Annotated in this window: 17 protein-coding genes; 7 read left to right on the plus strand and 10 right to left on the minus strand. The window is 60.7% G+C overall.

The annotated features are described in order from the left end of the window. Positions 1 to 35: 35 nt before the first annotated feature. Entirely contained in the window at positions 36 to 1,034 is a 999-nt protein-coding gene (locus KGA98_RS15305; RefSeq protein ID WP_223502723.1) for an AraC family transcriptional regulator, read from the minus strand. Between the two features lie 339 nt (positions 1,035 to 1,373). On the opposite strand from KGA98_RS15305, the gene KGA98_RS15310 reads away from it, so the two are divergent. Both KGA98_RS15310 and KGA98_RS15315 read left to right on the plus strand, forming a co-directional pair. After that, positions 1,374 to 2,708 (plus strand): dicarboxylate/amino acid:cation symporter, encoded by a 1,335-nt coding sequence (locus KGA98_RS15310; protein ID WP_223502724.1) that lies wholly within the window; start codon positions 1,374 to 1,376, stop codon positions 2,706 to 2,708. 144 nt (positions 2,709 to 2,852) lie between these two features. Beyond that, the gene (locus tag KGA98_RS15315) at positions 2,853 to 4,034 is read left to right on the plus strand and encodes a CaiB/BaiF CoA transferase family protein (protein WP_223502725.1); all 1,182 of its coding nucleotides are present in this window, start codon (positions 2,853 to 2,855) and stop codon (positions 4,032 to 4,034) included. A 120-nt stretch (positions 4,035 to 4,154) separates the two neighbouring features. Here KGA98_RS15315 and KGA98_RS15320 read toward each other — a convergent pair whose 3' ends face one another. Together KGA98_RS15320 and KGA98_RS15325 are read right to left on the minus strand one after the other, a co-directional pair. Beyond that, positions 4,155 to 4,649: a SprT family zinc-dependent metalloprotease gene (locus tag KGA98_RS15320; RefSeq protein ID WP_057713644.1), complete on the minus strand. Its 495-nt coding sequence runs from the start codon at positions 4,647 to 4,649 to the stop codon at positions 4,155 to 4,157. 157 nt (positions 4,650 to 4,806) lie between these two features. Next, the gene (locus KGA98_RS15325; RefSeq protein WP_007988750.1) at positions 4,807 to 5,409 is read right to left on the minus strand and encodes a Yip1 family protein; all 603 of its coding nucleotides are present in this window, start codon (positions 5,407 to 5,409) and stop codon (positions 4,807 to 4,809) included. 282 nt (positions 5,410 to 5,691) lie between these two features. Between KGA98_RS15325 and ttcA the strand changes: the two genes are divergently transcribed. Both ttcA and KGA98_RS15335 read left to right on the plus strand, forming a co-directional pair. Continuing rightward, the gene (gene ttcA, locus KGA98_RS15330) at positions 5,692 to 6,516 is read left to right on the plus strand and encodes a tRNA 2-thiocytidine(32) synthetase TtcA (protein WP_008051493.1); all 825 of its coding nucleotides are present in this window, start codon (positions 5,692 to 5,694) and stop codon (positions 6,514 to 6,516) included. A 122-nt stretch (positions 6,517 to 6,638) separates the two neighbouring features. After that, complete coding sequence (locus KGA98_RS15335) at positions 6,639 to 7,313, plus strand: DNA-3-methyladenine glycosylase I (RefSeq protein ID WP_223502726.1); 675 nt, start codon at positions 6,639 to 6,641, stop codon at positions 7,311 to 7,313. A gap of 89 nt (positions 7,314 to 7,402) precedes the next feature. On the opposite strand, the gene KGA98_RS15340 is transcribed toward KGA98_RS15335, so the two are convergent. Genes KGA98_RS15340 through arsC form a run of 3 tightly spaced genes read right to left on the minus strand, consistent with a single transcriptional unit; the run spans position 7,403 to position 8,776 of the window. Next, the gene (locus tag KGA98_RS15340) at positions 7,403 to 7,828 is read right to left on the minus strand and encodes a DUF2069 domain-containing protein (protein ID WP_223502727.1); all 426 of its coding nucleotides are present in this window, start codon (positions 7,826 to 7,828) and stop codon (positions 7,403 to 7,405) included. Position 7,829: 1 nt separating this feature from the next. Beyond that, complete coding sequence (gene wrbA, locus KGA98_RS15345) at positions 7,830 to 8,426, minus strand: NAD(P)H:quinone oxidoreductase (protein ID WP_057713647.1); 597 nt, start codon at positions 8,424 to 8,426, stop codon at positions 7,830 to 7,832. Continuing rightward, the gene (arsC, locus tag KGA98_RS15350; protein WP_102669950.1) at positions 8,423 to 8,776 is read right to left on the minus strand and encodes an arsenate reductase (glutaredoxin); all 354 of its coding nucleotides are present in this window, start codon (positions 8,774 to 8,776) and stop codon (positions 8,423 to 8,425) included. Before arsC ends, wrbA begins: the two co-directional genes overlap by 4 nt. 114 nt (positions 8,777 to 8,890) lie before the next feature. Here arsC and KGA98_RS15355 point away from each other — a divergent pair, with 114 nt between their 5' ends. Further along, positions 8,891 to 9,358, plus strand: a complete 468-nt coding sequence (locus KGA98_RS15355; RefSeq protein ID WP_154860364.1) for a TlpA disulfide reductase family protein — start codon at positions 8,891 to 8,893, stop codon at positions 9,356 to 9,358. A gap of 89 nt (positions 9,359 to 9,447) precedes the next feature. Here KGA98_RS15355 and KGA98_RS15360 read toward each other — a convergent pair whose 3' ends face one another. The 4 genes from KGA98_RS15360 to KGA98_RS15375 form a co-directional block, all read right to left on the minus strand. Further along, a complete protein-coding gene (locus tag KGA98_RS15360) occupies positions 9,448 to 9,852 on the minus strand; it encodes an META domain-containing protein (RefSeq protein ID WP_057713650.1) in 405 nt (134 codons plus the stop codon). Further along, entirely contained in the window at positions 9,852 to 10,286 is a 435-nt protein-coding gene (locus KGA98_RS15365) for a hypothetical protein (protein ID WP_223502728.1), read from the minus strand. Before KGA98_RS15365 ends, KGA98_RS15360 begins: the two co-directional genes overlap by 1 nt. 77 nt (positions 10,287 to 10,363) lie before the next feature. Next, positions 10,364 to 11,356, minus strand: a complete 993-nt coding sequence (locus KGA98_RS15370; RefSeq protein ID WP_057713651.1) for a 2-hydroxyacid dehydrogenase — start codon at positions 11,354 to 11,356, stop codon at positions 10,364 to 10,366. Between the two features lie 95 nt (positions 11,357 to 11,451). Next, positions 11,452 to 14,205: a response regulator gene (locus KGA98_RS15375; RefSeq protein ID WP_223502729.1), complete on the minus strand. Its 2,754-nt coding sequence runs from the start codon at positions 14,203 to 14,205 to the stop codon at positions 11,452 to 11,454. Positions 14,206 to 14,420: 215 nt separating this feature from the next. On the opposite strand from KGA98_RS15375, the gene KGA98_RS15380 reads away from it, so the two are divergent. Together KGA98_RS15380 and KGA98_RS15385 are read left to right on the plus strand one after the other, a co-directional pair. Beyond that, the gene (locus KGA98_RS15380; RefSeq protein WP_090457285.1) at positions 14,421 to 15,140 is read left to right on the plus strand and encodes a response regulator transcription factor; all 720 of its coding nucleotides are present in this window, start codon (positions 14,421 to 14,423) and stop codon (positions 15,138 to 15,140) included. Continuing rightward, on the plus strand, positions 15,130 to 16,488 hold the full coding sequence (locus tag KGA98_RS15385; RefSeq protein WP_154860361.1) for a sensor histidine kinase: 1,359 nt from the start codon (positions 15,130 to 15,132) through the stop codon (positions 16,486 to 16,488). The genes KGA98_RS15380 and KGA98_RS15385 overlap by 11 nt, the downstream gene beginning before the upstream one ends. The last annotated feature ends 34 nt before the right edge of the window (positions 16,489 to 16,522 follow it).

The raw sequence follows: 16,522 nt of genomic DNA on the forward strand, positions 1-16,522 counted from the left end.
ATCAGTGAGTTCACTTGGTAGCTGAGCCTTGAACCTCAGTGTTCCTGCGCCCGATAAGCCCCCGGCGTCAGCCCCGTCCATTTCTTGAACGCCCGGTGAAACGCCGACGGCTCGGAAAACCCCAACTGCTCGGCGATCTGTTGCAACGACAGGTCAGCGCGGCTCAGGTGATAAATCGCGATGTCCCGGCGCAACTGGTCCTTCAATTCCTGAAAGCTGGAACCCTCTTCCCGCAAATGCCGGCGCAAGGTCTGCGGGCTGATGTGCAGGTGGGCGGCCACGGCTTCCAGGTCGGGCCAGTGTGAACTGTCGCGACTGAGCAAGCGCCGCAGGCGGCTGCTCAAGCTGTCGCCATCGTCCGGGCGCGAGAGCAGGTCGGCGGGGGAGCGTTCGAGGAAATGCTTGAGGGTGCGTTCATCCTGCAACAACGGCATGGCCAGGTAGCGGCTGTGAAACAACAGGCTGCTCTGGGGCCTGGAAAACTCAAGCGGACAGGAAAACAGCAGGTCGTACTCGGCGCCGTGTTCCGGCCGGGGGTAGCTGAACGTGGCCTGTTCCAGGCGAATGCGCTGGCCGATCAGCCAGCTGCCGAAACGGTGCCAGATCACCAGCAGGCTTTCACTGAGGAAATGATCCGGGTCCCAGAGCTGCGAGTCGTCCAGGCTCAGGCGCACCCATTCATCTTCGCGGCTCAGGGTCAAACGCGGCGCCCCGGGGAACAGGCTGTAAAACAACAAGCCGCGATGGAGTGCCTTATCCAGGCTGCGGCAGTGAATCACGGCATGGCACATCATTGCGAAGCTGCCCGGCCTGCTTGGGGCTTGCCCGAACCCGAGGTACTCGTCGTCCAGTGCCAGCCATAACGCCTGGATCAGTTGGGTGAATTGCTCCGGAGCGATGCGTGCCCGGGGTTCGTCCAGCAACTCGGGGCTGATTCCCAGTTGCTGTAGCAGGCCCGAATAGTCGTAGCCGTGCCGACGCGCACCACCCAGGGCGGCGCGGGCGAAGTGACTGGCGATGGTACGTTCGCGCATGGCAGCAGATCTGACCGTTGATCGACGGATGTTAGCTGCGCGCCGCGGGCGTGAACAGGGCGGATATCCGCCAAATTGCAGGACGACTTTCAGTGCAGGGGCGGAAATCCGCCACATGTTTGTAGCCGTTCGGTGACAGGGAATTCGCTGCAACCCCATATATAAAAAGGCTTGCAGGGGGTTTTACGGAAGGTGGCACGGGCCTTGCGATACAACGAGCAGATGCCTGCCGTTGCGCAGCTCGAAAAAACAAATCCCTCCAGTGCAGGAGGGTTCGCAATCGCGGTGTTGCGGGCAACAGCTGGATGTTGTCACCGGGCACCTTTGAGGAACTTTGCAATGACGACTCGTCAGCCACTGTACAAATCCCTGTATTTCCAGGTGATCGTTGCAATTGTCATCGGTATCGCGCTCGGTCACTACTATCCACAGCTCGGTGTGGCTGTTAAACCACTGGGTGACGGGTTCATCAAACTGATCAAAATGATCATCGCCCCGATCATCTTCTGTACCGTTGTCAGCGGTATCGCCGGCATGCAGAACATGAAATCGGTCGGCAAGACAGGCGGCTACGCGCTGCTGTACTTCGAGATCGTTTCGACCATCGCCCTGCTGGTCGGTCTGGTCGTGGTCAACATCGTGCAGCCGGGCAATGGCATGCATATCGACGTTGCCACCCTCGATGCCTCAAAGGTTGCCGCTTATGTGGCGGCCGGTGCTGACCAAAGCGTCGTCGGCTTCCTGCTGAACGTGATCCCGAGCACCATCGTCGGTGCCTTCGCCACCGGCGACATCCTGCAAGTGCTGATGTTCTCGGTGATCTTCGGTTTCGCCTTGCATCGCCTGGGTGCCTACGGCAAGCCGCTGCTGGACTTCATCGATCGCTTCGCTCACGTGATGTTCAACATCATCAACATGATCATGAAGCTCGCGCCAATCGGTGCCTTCGGTGCCATGGCTTTCACCATCGGTGCCTACGGTGTCGGCTCGCTGGTGCAATTGGGTCAGTTGATGGCTTGCTTCTACATCACTTGCCTGCTGTTCATCCTGATCGTGCTGGGCGGCATTGCCCGCATGCACGGCTTCAGTGTTGTGAAAATGATCCGCTACATCCGTGAAGAACTGCTGATCGTGCTCGGTACTTCTTCTTCGGAATCGGTGCTGCCACGCATGCTGATCAAGATGGAGCGTCTGGGCGCGCAGAAATCTGTCGTGGGTCTGGTGATCCCGACCGGTTACTCGTTCAACCTCGACGGTACCGCCATCTATCTGACCATGGCTGCGGTGTTCATTGCCCAGGCAACCGACACCCCCATGGACATCACGCACCAGATCACCCTGCTGGTGGTGTTGCTGCTGTCGTCCAAGGGCGCTGCGGGCGTGACCGGTAGCGGTTTCATCGTACTGGCTGCCACCCTGTCCGCCGTGGGCCACCTGCCGGTTGCCGGCTTGGCGCTGATCCTCGGTATCGACCGCTTCATGTCCGAAGCCCGTGCCCTGACCAACCTGGTTGGTAACGCCGTTGCCACCATCGTTGTGGCCAAGTGGGTCAAGGAACTGGACACCGACGTGCTGCAAGCCGAACTGGCTTCTGGCGGTCGTGGCATCGCCGACGAACGAGAAGAAGACGACTTGGGCGTGGCCGAAGGCCCAACTCCAAGCAACGTCAGGTAAGCCACTGCGTTATGAAAAACCCGCTTCGGCGGGTTTTTTCATGCCCGGTGTTTGAGCGTAACGGTCACTGCACGTGGCGTATAAGGTGATTGCTGCAAAGCGATCGGCTGCCTAGGCTGTGGACATCGTCAAGGGAGAACGCTCATGCTCGGTCCACTGGCATCACTCAAGGTTCTTGATTTCTCGACACTGCTACCGGGGCCGTTCGCCTCGTTGCTGCTGGCGGACATGGGCGCCGAAGTGCTGCGCATCGAATCGCCGACCCGCATGGATTTGCTGCGGGTGTTGCCGCCCCACGATCAAGGTGTATCAGCCAGTCATGCCTATCTCAATCGCAACAAGCGCAGCCTGGCCCTGGATCTCAAGCAGCCTGAGGCTCTGGAGGTGATCAGGTCGTTGCTGCAGGACTACGACATTGTGCTCGAGCAGTTCCGTCCGGGTGTCATGGAGCGTCTGGGCCTGGGTTACGAAGCCCTGAAGGCGATCAATCCGAGACTGATTTATGTGTCGATCACCGGCTATGGCCAGACGGGCCCCTACAAGGACCGCGCCGGTCATGACATCAACTACCTGGCCCTGTCCGGGCTGGCGAGTTACACCGGCCGTGCCGACACTGGGCCGTTGCCGTTGGGCATGCAGGTGGCGGATGTCGCCGGTGGTTCGCTGCACGGGGTGATTGGCTTGCTGGCGGCAGTCATCGCCCGACAGCAAACCGGGCAGGGCCAGCACCTGGATGTCAGCATGACCGACTGCGCGTTCAGCCTCAATGCGATGGCGGGTGCCGGGTATCTGGCCTGTGGCGTCGAGCCGGGTCCGGAAAACCAGGTGCTCAACGGCGGTAGCTTCTACGACTACTATCGCTCCCGGGATGGGCGCTGGCTGTCGGTGGGCAGCCTGGAACCGGCCTTCATGAAACAGTTATGCACGGCATTGGGGCTGGAGGAGCTGGCCGGCCTCGGCCTGTCACCGCAACTGGCGCATCAGCAACAGCTTAAGGACGCGCTGAAGGTCGAATTCGAAAAGCATGACTTTGCCGAGTTGCGCGCGCTGTTCGCAGAGCTGGATGCGTGTGTCGAGCCAGTGTTGAGCCTGGGAGAAGCGCTGTGTCATCCGCAGCTGCAGGCACGGGAGCTGGTGGCGCAAGTGCCGCGGGGCGATGGATCAAGCCAGGCGCAGATGGTGTGCCCGCTGAAGTTTTCGCAAGGTTTGCCTGAGCCCCGGCATATTGGCGCGGCGCTGGGGCAGCATACGGATCAGGTGTTGGGAGAGTTGGGGTTCAGTGCTGAGCGGATCGAGCAGTTGCGGCGGGCCAAGGTGATTCTTTAGTGCCTGTCAGGCCGCCATCGCGAGCAAGCTCGCTTCCACACTGGGTTTGTGTCACGCCACAGATTCCCTGTGGGAGCGAGCTTGCTCGCGATGGCGGCAGCACAAACACCGAAAATCCAACTACTCGACCCGCATCTCGCCACTGAACACCAACGTATTGCGGCACCGCCGACACAAATACCGCCGTCCCTGCCGAACCAGGCTGTGGCGCTGTGCCGAAAACGGGAAGTCGCTGTCGACGCACGGGCACTTGTAGATGTAGCGGGTCACGCTGCGGCGTTTGACGTCATAGGTGTGGCAGCGGTTGGGCGGCAGTTCGTACACGCCGCGCATGATCAGTTGCCACTCTTCACCATGGGGCTGGATGCGGTCGCCGAACAGTTGGTGGGCGATCAGGTGCGCGACTTCATGGGCCACGGTCTGCTTGAGGAAATCTTCGGTGTTTTCCCGGTACAGCTGCGGGTTGAAGCGCAGCAGGTTCTCGTGCAAATGCGCGACACCGGCTTTTTGCCCGCGCAGCTTGAGGCTCACCACGGGGCGCTTGAAAGGTCGTTTGAAAAAGGATTCGGCTAGTTGGAAACAGTCTTCGACGCGGGTATTGAGTTGCTCGGGCATGCTTGATGGATCTCCAGAGCGGTCGAGTATGCCGCAACCCTCGGACCTTGCGAATCACCAGGTTGCCGAATGGTCGTGTGCGTTCTCGTTGCTGAAGAATGAAAAGACCGCCTTGCGGCGGCCTTTGTCGGCAGTTCTGATTTTCAGTGATGAGCGGCTAACTGGTGTAGACCGGGCCCACGCCGAGTCCCCAGACAATTACTGTGAACGCCATGATGGCGACCAGCACCACCAGGCCTACGGCGAGCACCGAACTTGAAAACAGGAAGCCCTCGTCAGATGGAATGTTCATGAATGTCGGCAAGCCCACATACAGCAAGTACACCGTGTAGCAGATCGCTGCGGTACCGACGATCATCCCTAGCCACAGGTGTGGGTACAAGGCGGCGAGACCGCCGATGAACAGCGGTGTAGCGGTGTAGGTGGCAAACGCAATGCAGCGGGCCAGGCTTGGGTTGGCGTCATAGGTGCGGGCCATCCAGTGGATGAAGGCGCCCATTACGGCCACACCACCGAGCATCGCCAGGTACGACATGACCGTCATCCATATTGCGCTTTCTACGGTCAGCATTACGGGAGGTCGATTGCCGATGACCCAGCCGACCTGTGTGGTGCCAATAAAGGCAGACACGGCGGGGATCGCCGCCAGGATCAGCGTATGGGTCAGGTACATGTGGCTGATGCTTTCCTCCTGGTCGCCACGGATTTCTTTCCATTCTTGGTCAGGGTGGGTGAAGAGCCCCACTACGTGATGGATCATGCCAGTCACTCCTCTTGTTTTTACCGTCGCCCCCCAGTGGAGCGCCTACGGGCCAATGCGGCCAAGCAAGTCATAGGTCTGAATTTGTATGTGACCTTATGTCGCAGTATAGGGAGGAGTTTCCCCAGAGGGAGTAAGGGCTTTAGAGCAAATCGCGCTGTAAACGCAGTTGTTAATCGCCGCAGGGTCTGTGGCGAACAGCCCTTTTGGCGAGGCACTTCGCCCCTGAGGCGTTTTTGCGTAAAATGCCGGCCTTTCGTCACACCTCACGGATTTCGCGTCATGGGCACTCTCACGGTCAACCAGAACAAACTGCAAAAGCGCCTTCGCCGACTGGCCGGTGAGGCAGTTGCCGATTTCAACATGATTGAAGACGGCGACAAGGTCATGGTCTGCCTGTCCGGTGGCAAGGACAGCTACACCATGCTCGATGTGCTGATGCACTTGCAGAAGGTCGCGCCGATCAAGTTCGAGATCGTGGCCGTGAACATGGACCAGAAGCAGCCGGGTTTCCCGGAGCACGTGCTGCCGGCCTACCTCAAGGAACTGGGGATCGAGTACCACATCGTCGAGAAAGACACTTACTCGGTGGTCAAGGAACTGATCCCGGAAGGCAAGACCACCTGCTCGCTGTGCTCGCGCCTGCGTCGCGGCACGCTCTACACCTTCGCCGATGAAATCGGCGCGACCAAGATGGCCCTCGGTCACCATCGCGACGACATCGTCGAAACGTTCTTCCTGAACATGTTCTTCAACGGTTCGCTCAAGGCCATGCCGCCGAAACTGCGCGCCGACGATGGTCGTAATGTGGTGATCCGCCCGCTGGCCTACTGCAACGAAAAAGACATCCAGGCCTACTCGGACTTCAAGCAATTCCCGATCATTCCGTGCAACCTCTGCGGTTCCCAGGAGAACCTGCAGCGTCAGGTGGTCAAGGAAATGCTGCTGGACTGGGAACGCAAGACCCCGGGCCGTACCGAGAGCATTTTCCGTAGCCTGCAGAACGTGATCCCGTCCCAACTGGCGGATCGCAACCTGTTCGACTTCACCAGCCTCAAGATCGACGAAAGCGCCGCATCGCGCTTCGTCAATGTGGTCAACCTCTGACCAAACTGTGGGAGCGGGCTTGCTCGCGAAAGCGGTGTGTCTTCAGCATTGAAGTTGGCTGACACTACGTCTTCGCGAGCAAGCCCGCTCCCACAGGTTTTTCGTTTACCTCAGGAGAGGGCATGCGCGATTACAAGTGGCTGAATGAGTACTGCTTGAACCGCTTCGGTTCGGCGGCTGAACTGGAAGCCCATCTGCCCGTTCCCAAGACTCCCGCGCAACTGCGCAAGATCAGCGACGATCGCTACCTCTCGACGATGGCGCTACGGGTGTTCCGCGCCGGGCTCAAGCACAGCCTGGTGGATGCCAAGTGGCCGGCCTTCGAAGAAGTGTTCTTCAGGTTCGACCCGGAAAAAGTCGTGCTGATGAGCGCCGAGCACCTTGAGCGCCTGATGCAGGACACGCGGATCATCCGTCACCTGGGCAAGCTCAAGAGCGTGCCGCGCAATGCGCAGTTCATACTGGACGTGGCCCATGAAAAGGGCAGCTTCGGCACGCTCATCGCCGACTGGCCGGTGACCGATATCGTCGGGCTCTGGACCTTCCTGAAAAAACGTGGACATCAGTTGGGCGGGCTGTCAGCCCCGCGCTTCTTGCGGATGATCGGCAAGGACACCTTTGTACCGAGCTATGACGTGGTGGCGGCGCTGAATGCGCAGGACATCATCGACAAGGTGCCGAGCAGTCTGCGCGACCTGGCGTTGGTGCAGGACGTGTTCAATCAGTGGCATGAGGAAAGCGGCGGGCGGCCGATGAGCCAGATTTCGATGATGTTGGCTTATACCGTCAATCATTAACACCGAGTCGCCTCATTCGCGAGCAAGCCCGCTCCCACATTTGATCGCATTTCAAATGTGGGAGCGGGCTTGCTCGCGAAGGCGTCAGGTCAGGCGATAGAAATCTCGCCCTCGCCAGCCAGCTTGCGATTCAACTGATACCGCCAGCGCACATACAACAACGCCGAGCAAAACACCGCCAGACTCGCGCCCATCTCCAGCAAGCCGAAGACTTGCCGGTTCGGGTCATAGGCGGCCAATGCGCCCTTGATGAAGTACAGGTTCACCACAAAGCACATCCACGAATGCCCGCGAGGGCTGCCGACGATCATCCCCGGTGCCAGAATCAGCAGTGGCACCAGTTCGATCAACAGGATCACCCAGGGGCGTGCCCCATGCAGATCGGCAATCGCCAGGTAGTAAACACACAGCAGTCCCACCAGGCCGAAAAAGCACAGCAGGCTGATGACGCGCATCGCCTTGACGCGTGGTTCGAGCCATTCGAGGGCGGGCAGGATCTTCGGCTTCTTCGCCACCTCAGCTCTCCAGTTTCTGTGCGGTCTTGGCCAGGCGCAGACCCAGCGCGCGACACAACGCCACTTCATGGGCATCCAGACCGCTTTTGCCGTCGGCGCCGGCGTGGTGGCTGGCGCCGTATGGCGTACCGCCGCCCTGGGTTTCCAGCAGTGCCGACTCGCTGTAGGGCAGGCCGGTGATCAGCATGCCGTGGTGCAGCAACGGCAGCATCATCGACAGCAGCGTGGTCTCCTGGCCGCCGTGCAGGCTCGCGGTGGAGGTGAACACGCCCGCCGGTTTTCCCACCAGGGCGCCGGTCAGCCACAGGTTGCTGGTGCCGTCGAGGAAATACTTCAGTGGTGCCGCCATGTTGCCGAAGCGGGTCGGACTGCCGAGTGCCAGGCCGGCACAGTTCTTCAGGTCGTCGAGGCTGGCATACAGCGCGCCTTCGTCGGGAATCTCCGGCGAAACGGCTTCGCACTCGCTGGAAATCGCCGGCACCGTGCGCAGGCGGGCCTCAAGCCCGGCCTGTTCGACACCACGGGCGATCTGCCGGGCCATTTCGTTGGTCGAGCCGCTGCGGCTGTAGTACAGAACCAGAATGTACGGTGCACTCATGGCAACAGTTCCAGGATCTGCTCCGGTGGGCGGCCGATGATGGCCTTGTTGCCGACTTCGAGAATCGGTCGTTCCATCAGTTTCGGGTGGGCGGCGATGGCAGAGATCAATTGCGCTTCGCTCAGGCTGCTGTCGGCCAGGTCAAGGGTCTTGTACTCGTCCTCGCCGGTGCGCAGCAGTTGCCGGGCGCTGATCCCGAGTTTACCCAGCAGGCTCTGGATCTGCGCGGCGTCCAGCGGGGTTTCCAGGTAGCGGACCACGGTCGGGGTCAGGCCACGGGCTTCAAGCAGTTCGAGCGCACCGCGGGATTTCGAGCAGCGCGGATTGTGATAAAGCGTCAGATCGGTCATGAGCGGGTCGCATCTTGCGTAAGGTGGCGGCTATTCTAACTGTGCAGCGCGCAATCCAGAACCGTAAGAGGCGATGGGTCGCAGGTGCATTCAATTTTTGACAAGGAACACGACATGACAAGGCGACTGGCAGCAGCATTGGCGATCATCGGAGCGTTGATGCTGGGGGGCTGCGGTAATGACTATGGCATCGACCAGGACGGCCACAAGATCGCCGCCGACCGACTGGACGGCAAATGGCTGGTCCTCAACTACTGGGCAGAATGGTGCGGGCCTTGCCGTACCGAGATACCGGAGTTGAATGCCTTGGCTGAGCAGCTCAAGGACAAGAAAATCGGTGTGTTCGGGGTCAACTTCGACAATGTCCAGGGGCAAGAGCTGAAGGACGCGAGCGAGAAACTTGGGATCAGGTTCACCGTGCTGGCCCAGGACCCTTCCGAACTGTTCGAGCTGCCGCGCAGCGAAGCATTGCCGGTGACCTACATCGTCGATAACAAGGGCAAGGTGCGTGAGCAGTTGATGGGTGAACAGACGGCGGCGGGGGTGATGGCGAAGCTTGAGGCGTTGCAGGCGAAGAATTGATCAGATGATCGTTTTCATTGTGGTCAGGGGCTTTTTGTGGGGAGGGGGCTTGCCCCCTCGCCACAGGTTTCACCGCGCTGAAAGGGCGATCAACCCTCCTCGAGCCACCAACGCAACGGCTTGCCTTCGGCTGGCCAGAAGCGTATCTGCTCGATCGGGGAGACGTCCCAGCGCTGGACGTTTTCCAGGGCCTGAAGGAAGCGTTTTTCCTGTTCCATCAGTGCTGGCGCGCACAATTTGCGGGTGCTGCCGATTTTGCCGAAGGTCAGTTTGTCGCCATCGAGGGTGTACGGCGCAAACCAGTGGTTGCAGCCGCCATTGCCGTAGGCCCGGCCGTCTTCGTCGAGGGTGACGGTCAGGTGGCTGTAGTCCATCAACGGCCGCTCGCCGATCCACTCCAGAATGTAGCTGCGGTTCTGTTGCAGTTGCACCGGCTCGGCGGCGCAGCCCAGCAGGCCGGCACCGACCATGGCGGTCAGAGCGAGGCCTTTCATCACGCAGGCTCCTGGCATGTCGGGCACAGGTGTTTCTCGCCAACGCTGGTCCAGCCCAGCTCGGCGATCCGCGCGGTGGCGGCAGGCTTTTCGGCCTTGTTGCCCAGCTTGGCATCGACGGCAAACTCGAAGCTCAGCTCTTTGGCACAGCTGTCACAGTTCACTTGCCAGGTGTGGATGGCCAGTTCGCCGAACACCGGGCCACTGGCTACCGCGACCCATTGGCCGGGCGGGTTGATCAGGTGGCGAACCGTTTCGACGGTCAGGCGCATGGACAAATCCTTGGCACCCTTGAGGGTCACAACCAGCACGTCATTGTTGCGAATCGAACCACCGTTGCCAGTGACTTGATAGCGCCCCGGCACCAGGGCGCGGCATTCAGTGAGGGTGTGTTGCGGGTTCATCAGGCTGTAGCGGAAATCGTGTTCGACCATGGGTCCTCCAAATATGCGCGATATGCTAGCACGGGCTTGTACGCCGCATCGCGCAGGTAGATGACCTTCGATCCGTTTCAGTCTCCCGTCACCAGGTTTTCCGGGGTGCCCGCCGTCCAGGCTGCAATGTTGTGTAATGTTGTGGCGGCAATCGCGTCCAGCGCTTCGCGGGTCAGGAAGGCCTGGTGTGCGGTGACGATCACGTTGGGGAAGGTCAGCAGCCTGGCCAGCACATCGTCTTGCAGCGGCAGGTCGGAGCGGTCCTCGAAGAACAACTGCGCTTCCTCCTCATACACATCCAGCCCCAGGTAACCCAGGCGACCGTCTTTCAGGGCATCGATCAGTGCCGGGGTGTCCACCAGGCCGCCACGTCCGGTATTGATCAACATCGCGCCCGGTTGCATGTGCGCCAGGGACTCGCGGTTGATCAAGTGCTTGCTCTGCTCGTTGAGCGGGCAGTGCAGGCTGATGATCTGCGATTCGGCCAGCAATTGCGGCAGGCTCAGGTAGCGAGCGCCGAGGGCTTCGACCTGCGGGTCGGGGTAGGGGTCATAGGCCAGCAACCGGCAGCCAAATCCACTCATGATTTTGGCGAAGGTGGCACCAATCTGACCGGTGCCGACCACGCCGACGGTCTTGCCCACCAGATCGAATCCGGTCAGCCCTTGTAGTCTGAAATCCCCTTCGCGAGTGCGGTTGTAGGCGCGGGGCAAACGGCGGTTGAGTGCGAGGATCAGCGCTACTGCATGTTCGGCAACGGCGTGGGGCGAATAGGCCGGGACACGCACGATGGCCAGTCCCAGGCGTTTTGCTGTCGGCAAGTCGACATGGTTGTAACCGGCCGAGCGCAGGGCGATCAGGCGTGTGCCTCCAGCGGCCAGGCGCTCGAGTACCGCAGCGCCAAGGTCATCATTGATGAACGCGCAGACCGCTTCATACCCTTGGGCGAGCGCTACCGTGTCGAGGCTCAGGCGCGCAGTCTGAAATTGCAGCTCGATGCCGGCCGGTTGCCCGGCCGCGAGAAAGCTGTCGCGGTCGTAGTTCTGGCTGCTGAAAAGAATCGTACGCATGCGGTGCTCCTTGAAGGTGGCCTGCGCCGTTGAGCAAGCCGGCATTCGACAGTCCTCAGGTTAACTCGCCGGCAGCCCTTCGCGATTGCGCTGCATCAAGCATTGATGCGCGCCTGGGCTGCCAGGCGATTGATTGCCCGGTCGAGCTCATCCAGTGCCAGGCTGGCTTTCGGGTCCTGCTGCTTGAGCAGGGTTTCGCTGCGTTGGCAGGCCGCACGCAATTGCGGTACACCGCAGTAACGCGTCGCGCCATGCAGGCGATGGACCCGTTCGACCAGAGCGTTGTGTTCATTGCTTTGCCGAGCCAGTCGGATGGCTTCGCGGTCAGCCTCCAGTGACGCCAGCAGCATCGCCAGCATGTCCGCGGCCAGATCGGCCTTGCCGGCAGCCAGGCGCAATCCTTCCTCGTGGTCGAGCACCAACAGGTCATGGGTGCCAGCATGCCCATCGCCGGAGCGCTCCGGGCTGTGATTGCGCAGCGCCAGGCCGCTCCACTTCAGCACCACTTGCGCCAATTGCCGTTCGCTGATCGGTTTGGTCAGGTAGTCGTCCATGCCGCTTTGCAGCAGCGCGCGTTTTTCGTTGGCCATGGCGTGGGCAGTGAGGGCCACGATCGGCAGCGGCGTGCAATGGCGTTCGCTTTCCCACTGGCGGATCGCCTCGGTGCTCTGGCGACCGTCCATGCCGGGCATCTGCACGTCCATCAACACCAGATCGAATGTCTCGTTCTGCACCGCCTTGACGGCGGCATAACCGCTTTCCACCGCGAGTACCTTGGCGCCCATGTCTTCGAGCAGGGTTTGCACCAGCATCAGGTTGGCCGGATTGTCGTCGACGCAAAGCACCTTCGGGGCACGGCTGGATACCGGTTCGCCCGGCTCGCTGCGCATAGACCGCGGGTTGACCAGGTCAGACAGGGAGCGTCGCAGCTTGCGGGTGCAGGCCGGTTTAGCCTGGAGCTGGCTGTGGGGGTTGGGCACGGAAAGATGGAACAGCGTCTGTTCCGTGGTCGGGCACAGCACCAGCACTTTGCAGCCAAGATGCTCGAGGTCCCAGATGTGCTGGTTGAGGCGTTCCGGCGGCATGTCGTTACTGGTGATACCGAGTACGGCGAGGTCGATCGCCTGGTCGGTCTGGTGGGCGGCGGTGACGCCATTGGTCAGGCTTTCCAGGGTATTGAACGGTGTGGTGCTGAGGCCGCAGTCTTCCAGTTGATGCTGCAACGCCTGCCGTGCCAGCTCGTGGTTTTCCAGTACCGCCACCCGTCGCCCGAGCAAGGGTGCCGAGGGCAGGTCTTCGGCATCGTCGCGGGTTTTTGGCAGGCTCAGGCTGATCCAGAATTCCGACCCTTCCCCCGGCGTGCTGTCGACGCCGATCTCACCGCCCATCTGTTCGATCAGGCGCTTGGAAATCACCAGGCCCAGGCCAGTACCGCCGGGTTGCCGCGACAGCGAGTTGTCGGCCTGGCTGAAGGCCTGGAACAGGGCGCGTACGTCCTGGTTCGACAGACCGATGCCGGTGTCCTGAATGCTGATGCGCAACTGCACGGTGTCTTCGTGTTCTTCTTCGAGCATGGCGCGGGCGACGATGGTGCCTTCGCGGGTGAACTTGATCGCATTGCTCACCAGGTTCGTCAGGATCTGCTTGAGCCGCAGCGGGTCGCCCACCAGCGACAGCGGCGTGTCCCGGTACACCAGGCTCACCAGTTCCAGCTGCTTGGCGTGGGCAGCCGGGGCGAGGATGGTCAGGGTGTCCTGTAGCAGGTCGCGCAGGTTGAACGGAATATGGTCGAGCACCAGCTTGCCGGCCTCGATTTTCGAAAAGTCGAGAATCTCGTTGATGATGCCCAGCAGGCTGTCGGCGGATTTTTCGATGGTGTCCAGGTAGTCGAGCTGGCGCGGGGTGAGCTCGCTTTTTTGCAGCAGGTGGGTGAAGCCGAGAATGCCGTTGAGCGGCGTGCGGATTTCATGGCTCATGTTGGCCAGGAATTCGGACTTGATCCGGCTCGCTTCCAGGGCTTCCTTGCGCGCCAGGTCCAGTTCGATGTTCTGGATCTCGATGGTTTCCAGATTCTGGCGCACGTCTTCGGTGGCCTGGTCGATGCTGTGCTGCAATTCTTCCTGCGCATTTTGCAGGGTGCCGGCCATGCGGTTGATGCCGGAGGCCAACTCGTCCAGTTCCTGACTGCCGAGTGGCGGCAGGCGGGTTTCCAGATGACCGTCCTTGAGTTGAGCCACGGCCTGCTTGATCTGGCTCAATGGCCGATTGATCGTGCGACCCATGCGCAAGGCCAGCAGTGCCGCACCTATGAGCCCCGCCGCGATTAACATCAGGCTGGCGAACAGGCTGCGGTAACCGCGCAACAGCATGCTGTTATGGGACAGTTCAAGCTCGACCCAGCCCAGCAGGCGGTCGGCTTCTTCGGGAATCACGTCCCCGGCCAGGTTGCGGTGTTTGCCGAATACCGGCAGCAGATAGCGGGTCGCATCGTTGCCACTGCGGCGCAGCATCTGCGTGCCACTGCCGGAGGGTGTCTGGTTGAGCATGGTCGGGCCGGCGTGGGCCAGCAGCGTGCGGTCAGGAGCCAGGAAGGTCACGGCCCGCACGTCGGTTTGTTCCAGGGCCTGGGTGGCGATGCGTTCGAGCAGTTCGTTGTCCTGATGGCCCATGGCTGGCGCCGTCAGTGGAGCCAACTGCTCGGCGATCATTTCGCCGCGCTGCATGAGTTGGGTTTGCAGGTCAGCCTGTTGCATCCAGGTAAAATATCCCCCCAGCACCAACGCCATCAGGCTGGTTGGCAACAGGGTCAGCAACAGCACGCGGCCTTTGATTCCCAGTTTCTTGAGCACGCATCTCTCCTGCATCCCGCTATTCATAGGCCTGCACATGCATCCGCCATGCACCACTTGCGCAGTGTAGCGATTTGCTCGCGGGCAATCTTCGTAAAAATGGTGCCGTTATTCGTCGGTCCAGACGACTCATTGTCAATACGGACAAACGGTGGGTTGCCCCTGGCGAGGCAATCTTGAATAATCACTCAACTGAGAATTATTTGCAGATAATTATGACTCCCATCACTGCCGGCCTTCCCCGAATCCTGTCCATCGAAGACGACCTTGTGCTCGGAGCCTACGTTCATGAACATCTGGACCGCAGCGGGTTCCAGGTGACCTGGTGCCAGAACGGTCAGGAAGGCCTGGACATTGCCCGCCGGCAACCATTCGACGTGGTGTTGATGGATATTCTGCTGCCCGGCATGGACGGCCTGGCGGTACTGACCCAATTGCGCCAGAGTCATTCCACCCCAGTGTTGCTGATGTCGGCCCTCGGTGCCGAGGCCGATCGCATCAGCGGCTTTCGCCTGGGGGCTGATGATTACCTGCCAAAGCCCTTCAGCATGGTGGAGTTGCGGGTGCGCATCGAAGCCATTCTGCGGCGGGTGGCACTCGACCGCCGACCGGCACCCGCAGTGCCGGCCCCGTCGATGGACAGCCTGCGTTTCGACGATGAAAGCTTCGAGGTCTTTTATGGCGAACAGGCCGGTGGCCTGACCCGCAGCGAGTATCGGTTGCTGGAGACGCTGCACCGCAGCGCCGACGAAGTACTGAGCAAAGCCTTTCTTTATCAACAGGTGCTGCAGCGCGGTTACGCGGCCCATGACCGCAGCCTGGACATGCACATCAGCCAGATTCGCCGCAAGCTCAAGGCCATTGGATATACCGAGCGCGAAGTGCGTACGGTTTGGGGCAAGGGCTACATCCTGAGCGCCGCCGATGACATGTAACTTGCCGGGCAGGCATTCACTGTTCTGGAAACTGGCCTGTCTATTGGTCGCTTTCTGTCTGCTGATGATCTGGCTGAGTTGGTCCTGGGGCCGTTACATGGAGCAGCGTAACCAGTTTCTCTCCGATGAGGCCCGCGGCACCCTGTCCGGTTATGCCGCCGAAGCCGAGCAGGCATGGCAGCAGCGTCAGAGCGCCGGTATCGATGACTGGCTGCAAGGCATGCATCAGCGGGAAAAAGGCTGGGTCGGTGTCATCGGCGGTGATTTGCAGTCCTTGAGCAACCAATCGCTGACGGACAAGGAAGTTGAACGCCTGACTTTTTTGCGCGGCCTCGATTGGCCCATCCACAAGAAAGGCCGGCCGTGGATGCGCATACCGTTTCCCGGTGACCCCTCCGTCGGCAGCCTGGTGATCGAGTTGCCCAAGCGCTTCGTACCCGGGCGTTACCGGGTGTTCTGGCGGGTGATCACCAACGGCGTGATTCCGGGATTGTTCACCTTGCTGTTGTGCGTCGGGCTGTATCGTTTGTTGGTGGTGCCGCTCAACAGTCTGCGTGAACAGGCCAATGCCTGGCGTGCCGACCAACTGAATGTGCGCCTGTCGAGCCGCACCACCAATCGTTCCGATGAATTGGGCGAGTTGGGCAGGGCGTTCGATCACATGTCCGAGCGCCTGCAAAGCACTGTGGCCTTGCAGCAGCAACTGCTGCGCGACTTGTCCCACGAATTGCGCACGCCCTTGAGCCGCCTGCGGGTGGCCAGTGAAAGCGAGCAGGGGCTGGAGCCATTGCGCGAACGCATCGGCCGTGAAGTCGATGGCATGCAGCGCCTGGTGGAAGACACGCTGCAACTGGCGTGGCTCGATACCGAGCGCACCCGATTGCCTGACGAAGCGATCCAGATCCAGGCCCTGTGGGAAATGCTCACGGAGAACGCCTGCTATGAAAGTGGTTGGCCCGATACGCAGTTGCAATGCACCGTAGATTCATCCTGTTGGGTTCGCGGTCATCTCAACACCCTGGCCCAGGCATTGGAAAACATTCTGCGCAATGCGATTCGGCATTCACCTGATGGTGGGGTTGTCCTGCTCGGCGGCCGGCGTGATGGAGATTTCTGGCATCTATGGCTGGAGGATCAGGGCGGCGGCGTGGCGGAAGCTGATCTGGAGCGGATCTTCCTGCCGTTCACCCGACTCGACGGTTCGCGGCCGGGGGATGGTGGATTTGGGTTGGGCTTGAGCATCGCCCGAAACGCGGTGCAGCGTCAGGGCGGACAGCTTTGGGCGCAGAACACCGGGAGCGGTTTGCGGATGAATATGCGGTTGTTGGTTCATACGTCGCCGGTTTAACGGGCGATATTCAGATTTTTGTTTTGAGATAATT

The sequence above is a fragment of the Pseudomonas sp. BF-R-24 genome (assembly GCF_019947335.1).
Taxonomy (GTDB): Bacteria; Pseudomonadota; Gammaproteobacteria; order Pseudomonadales; family Pseudomonadaceae; genus Aquipseudomonas; species Aquipseudomonas jessenii.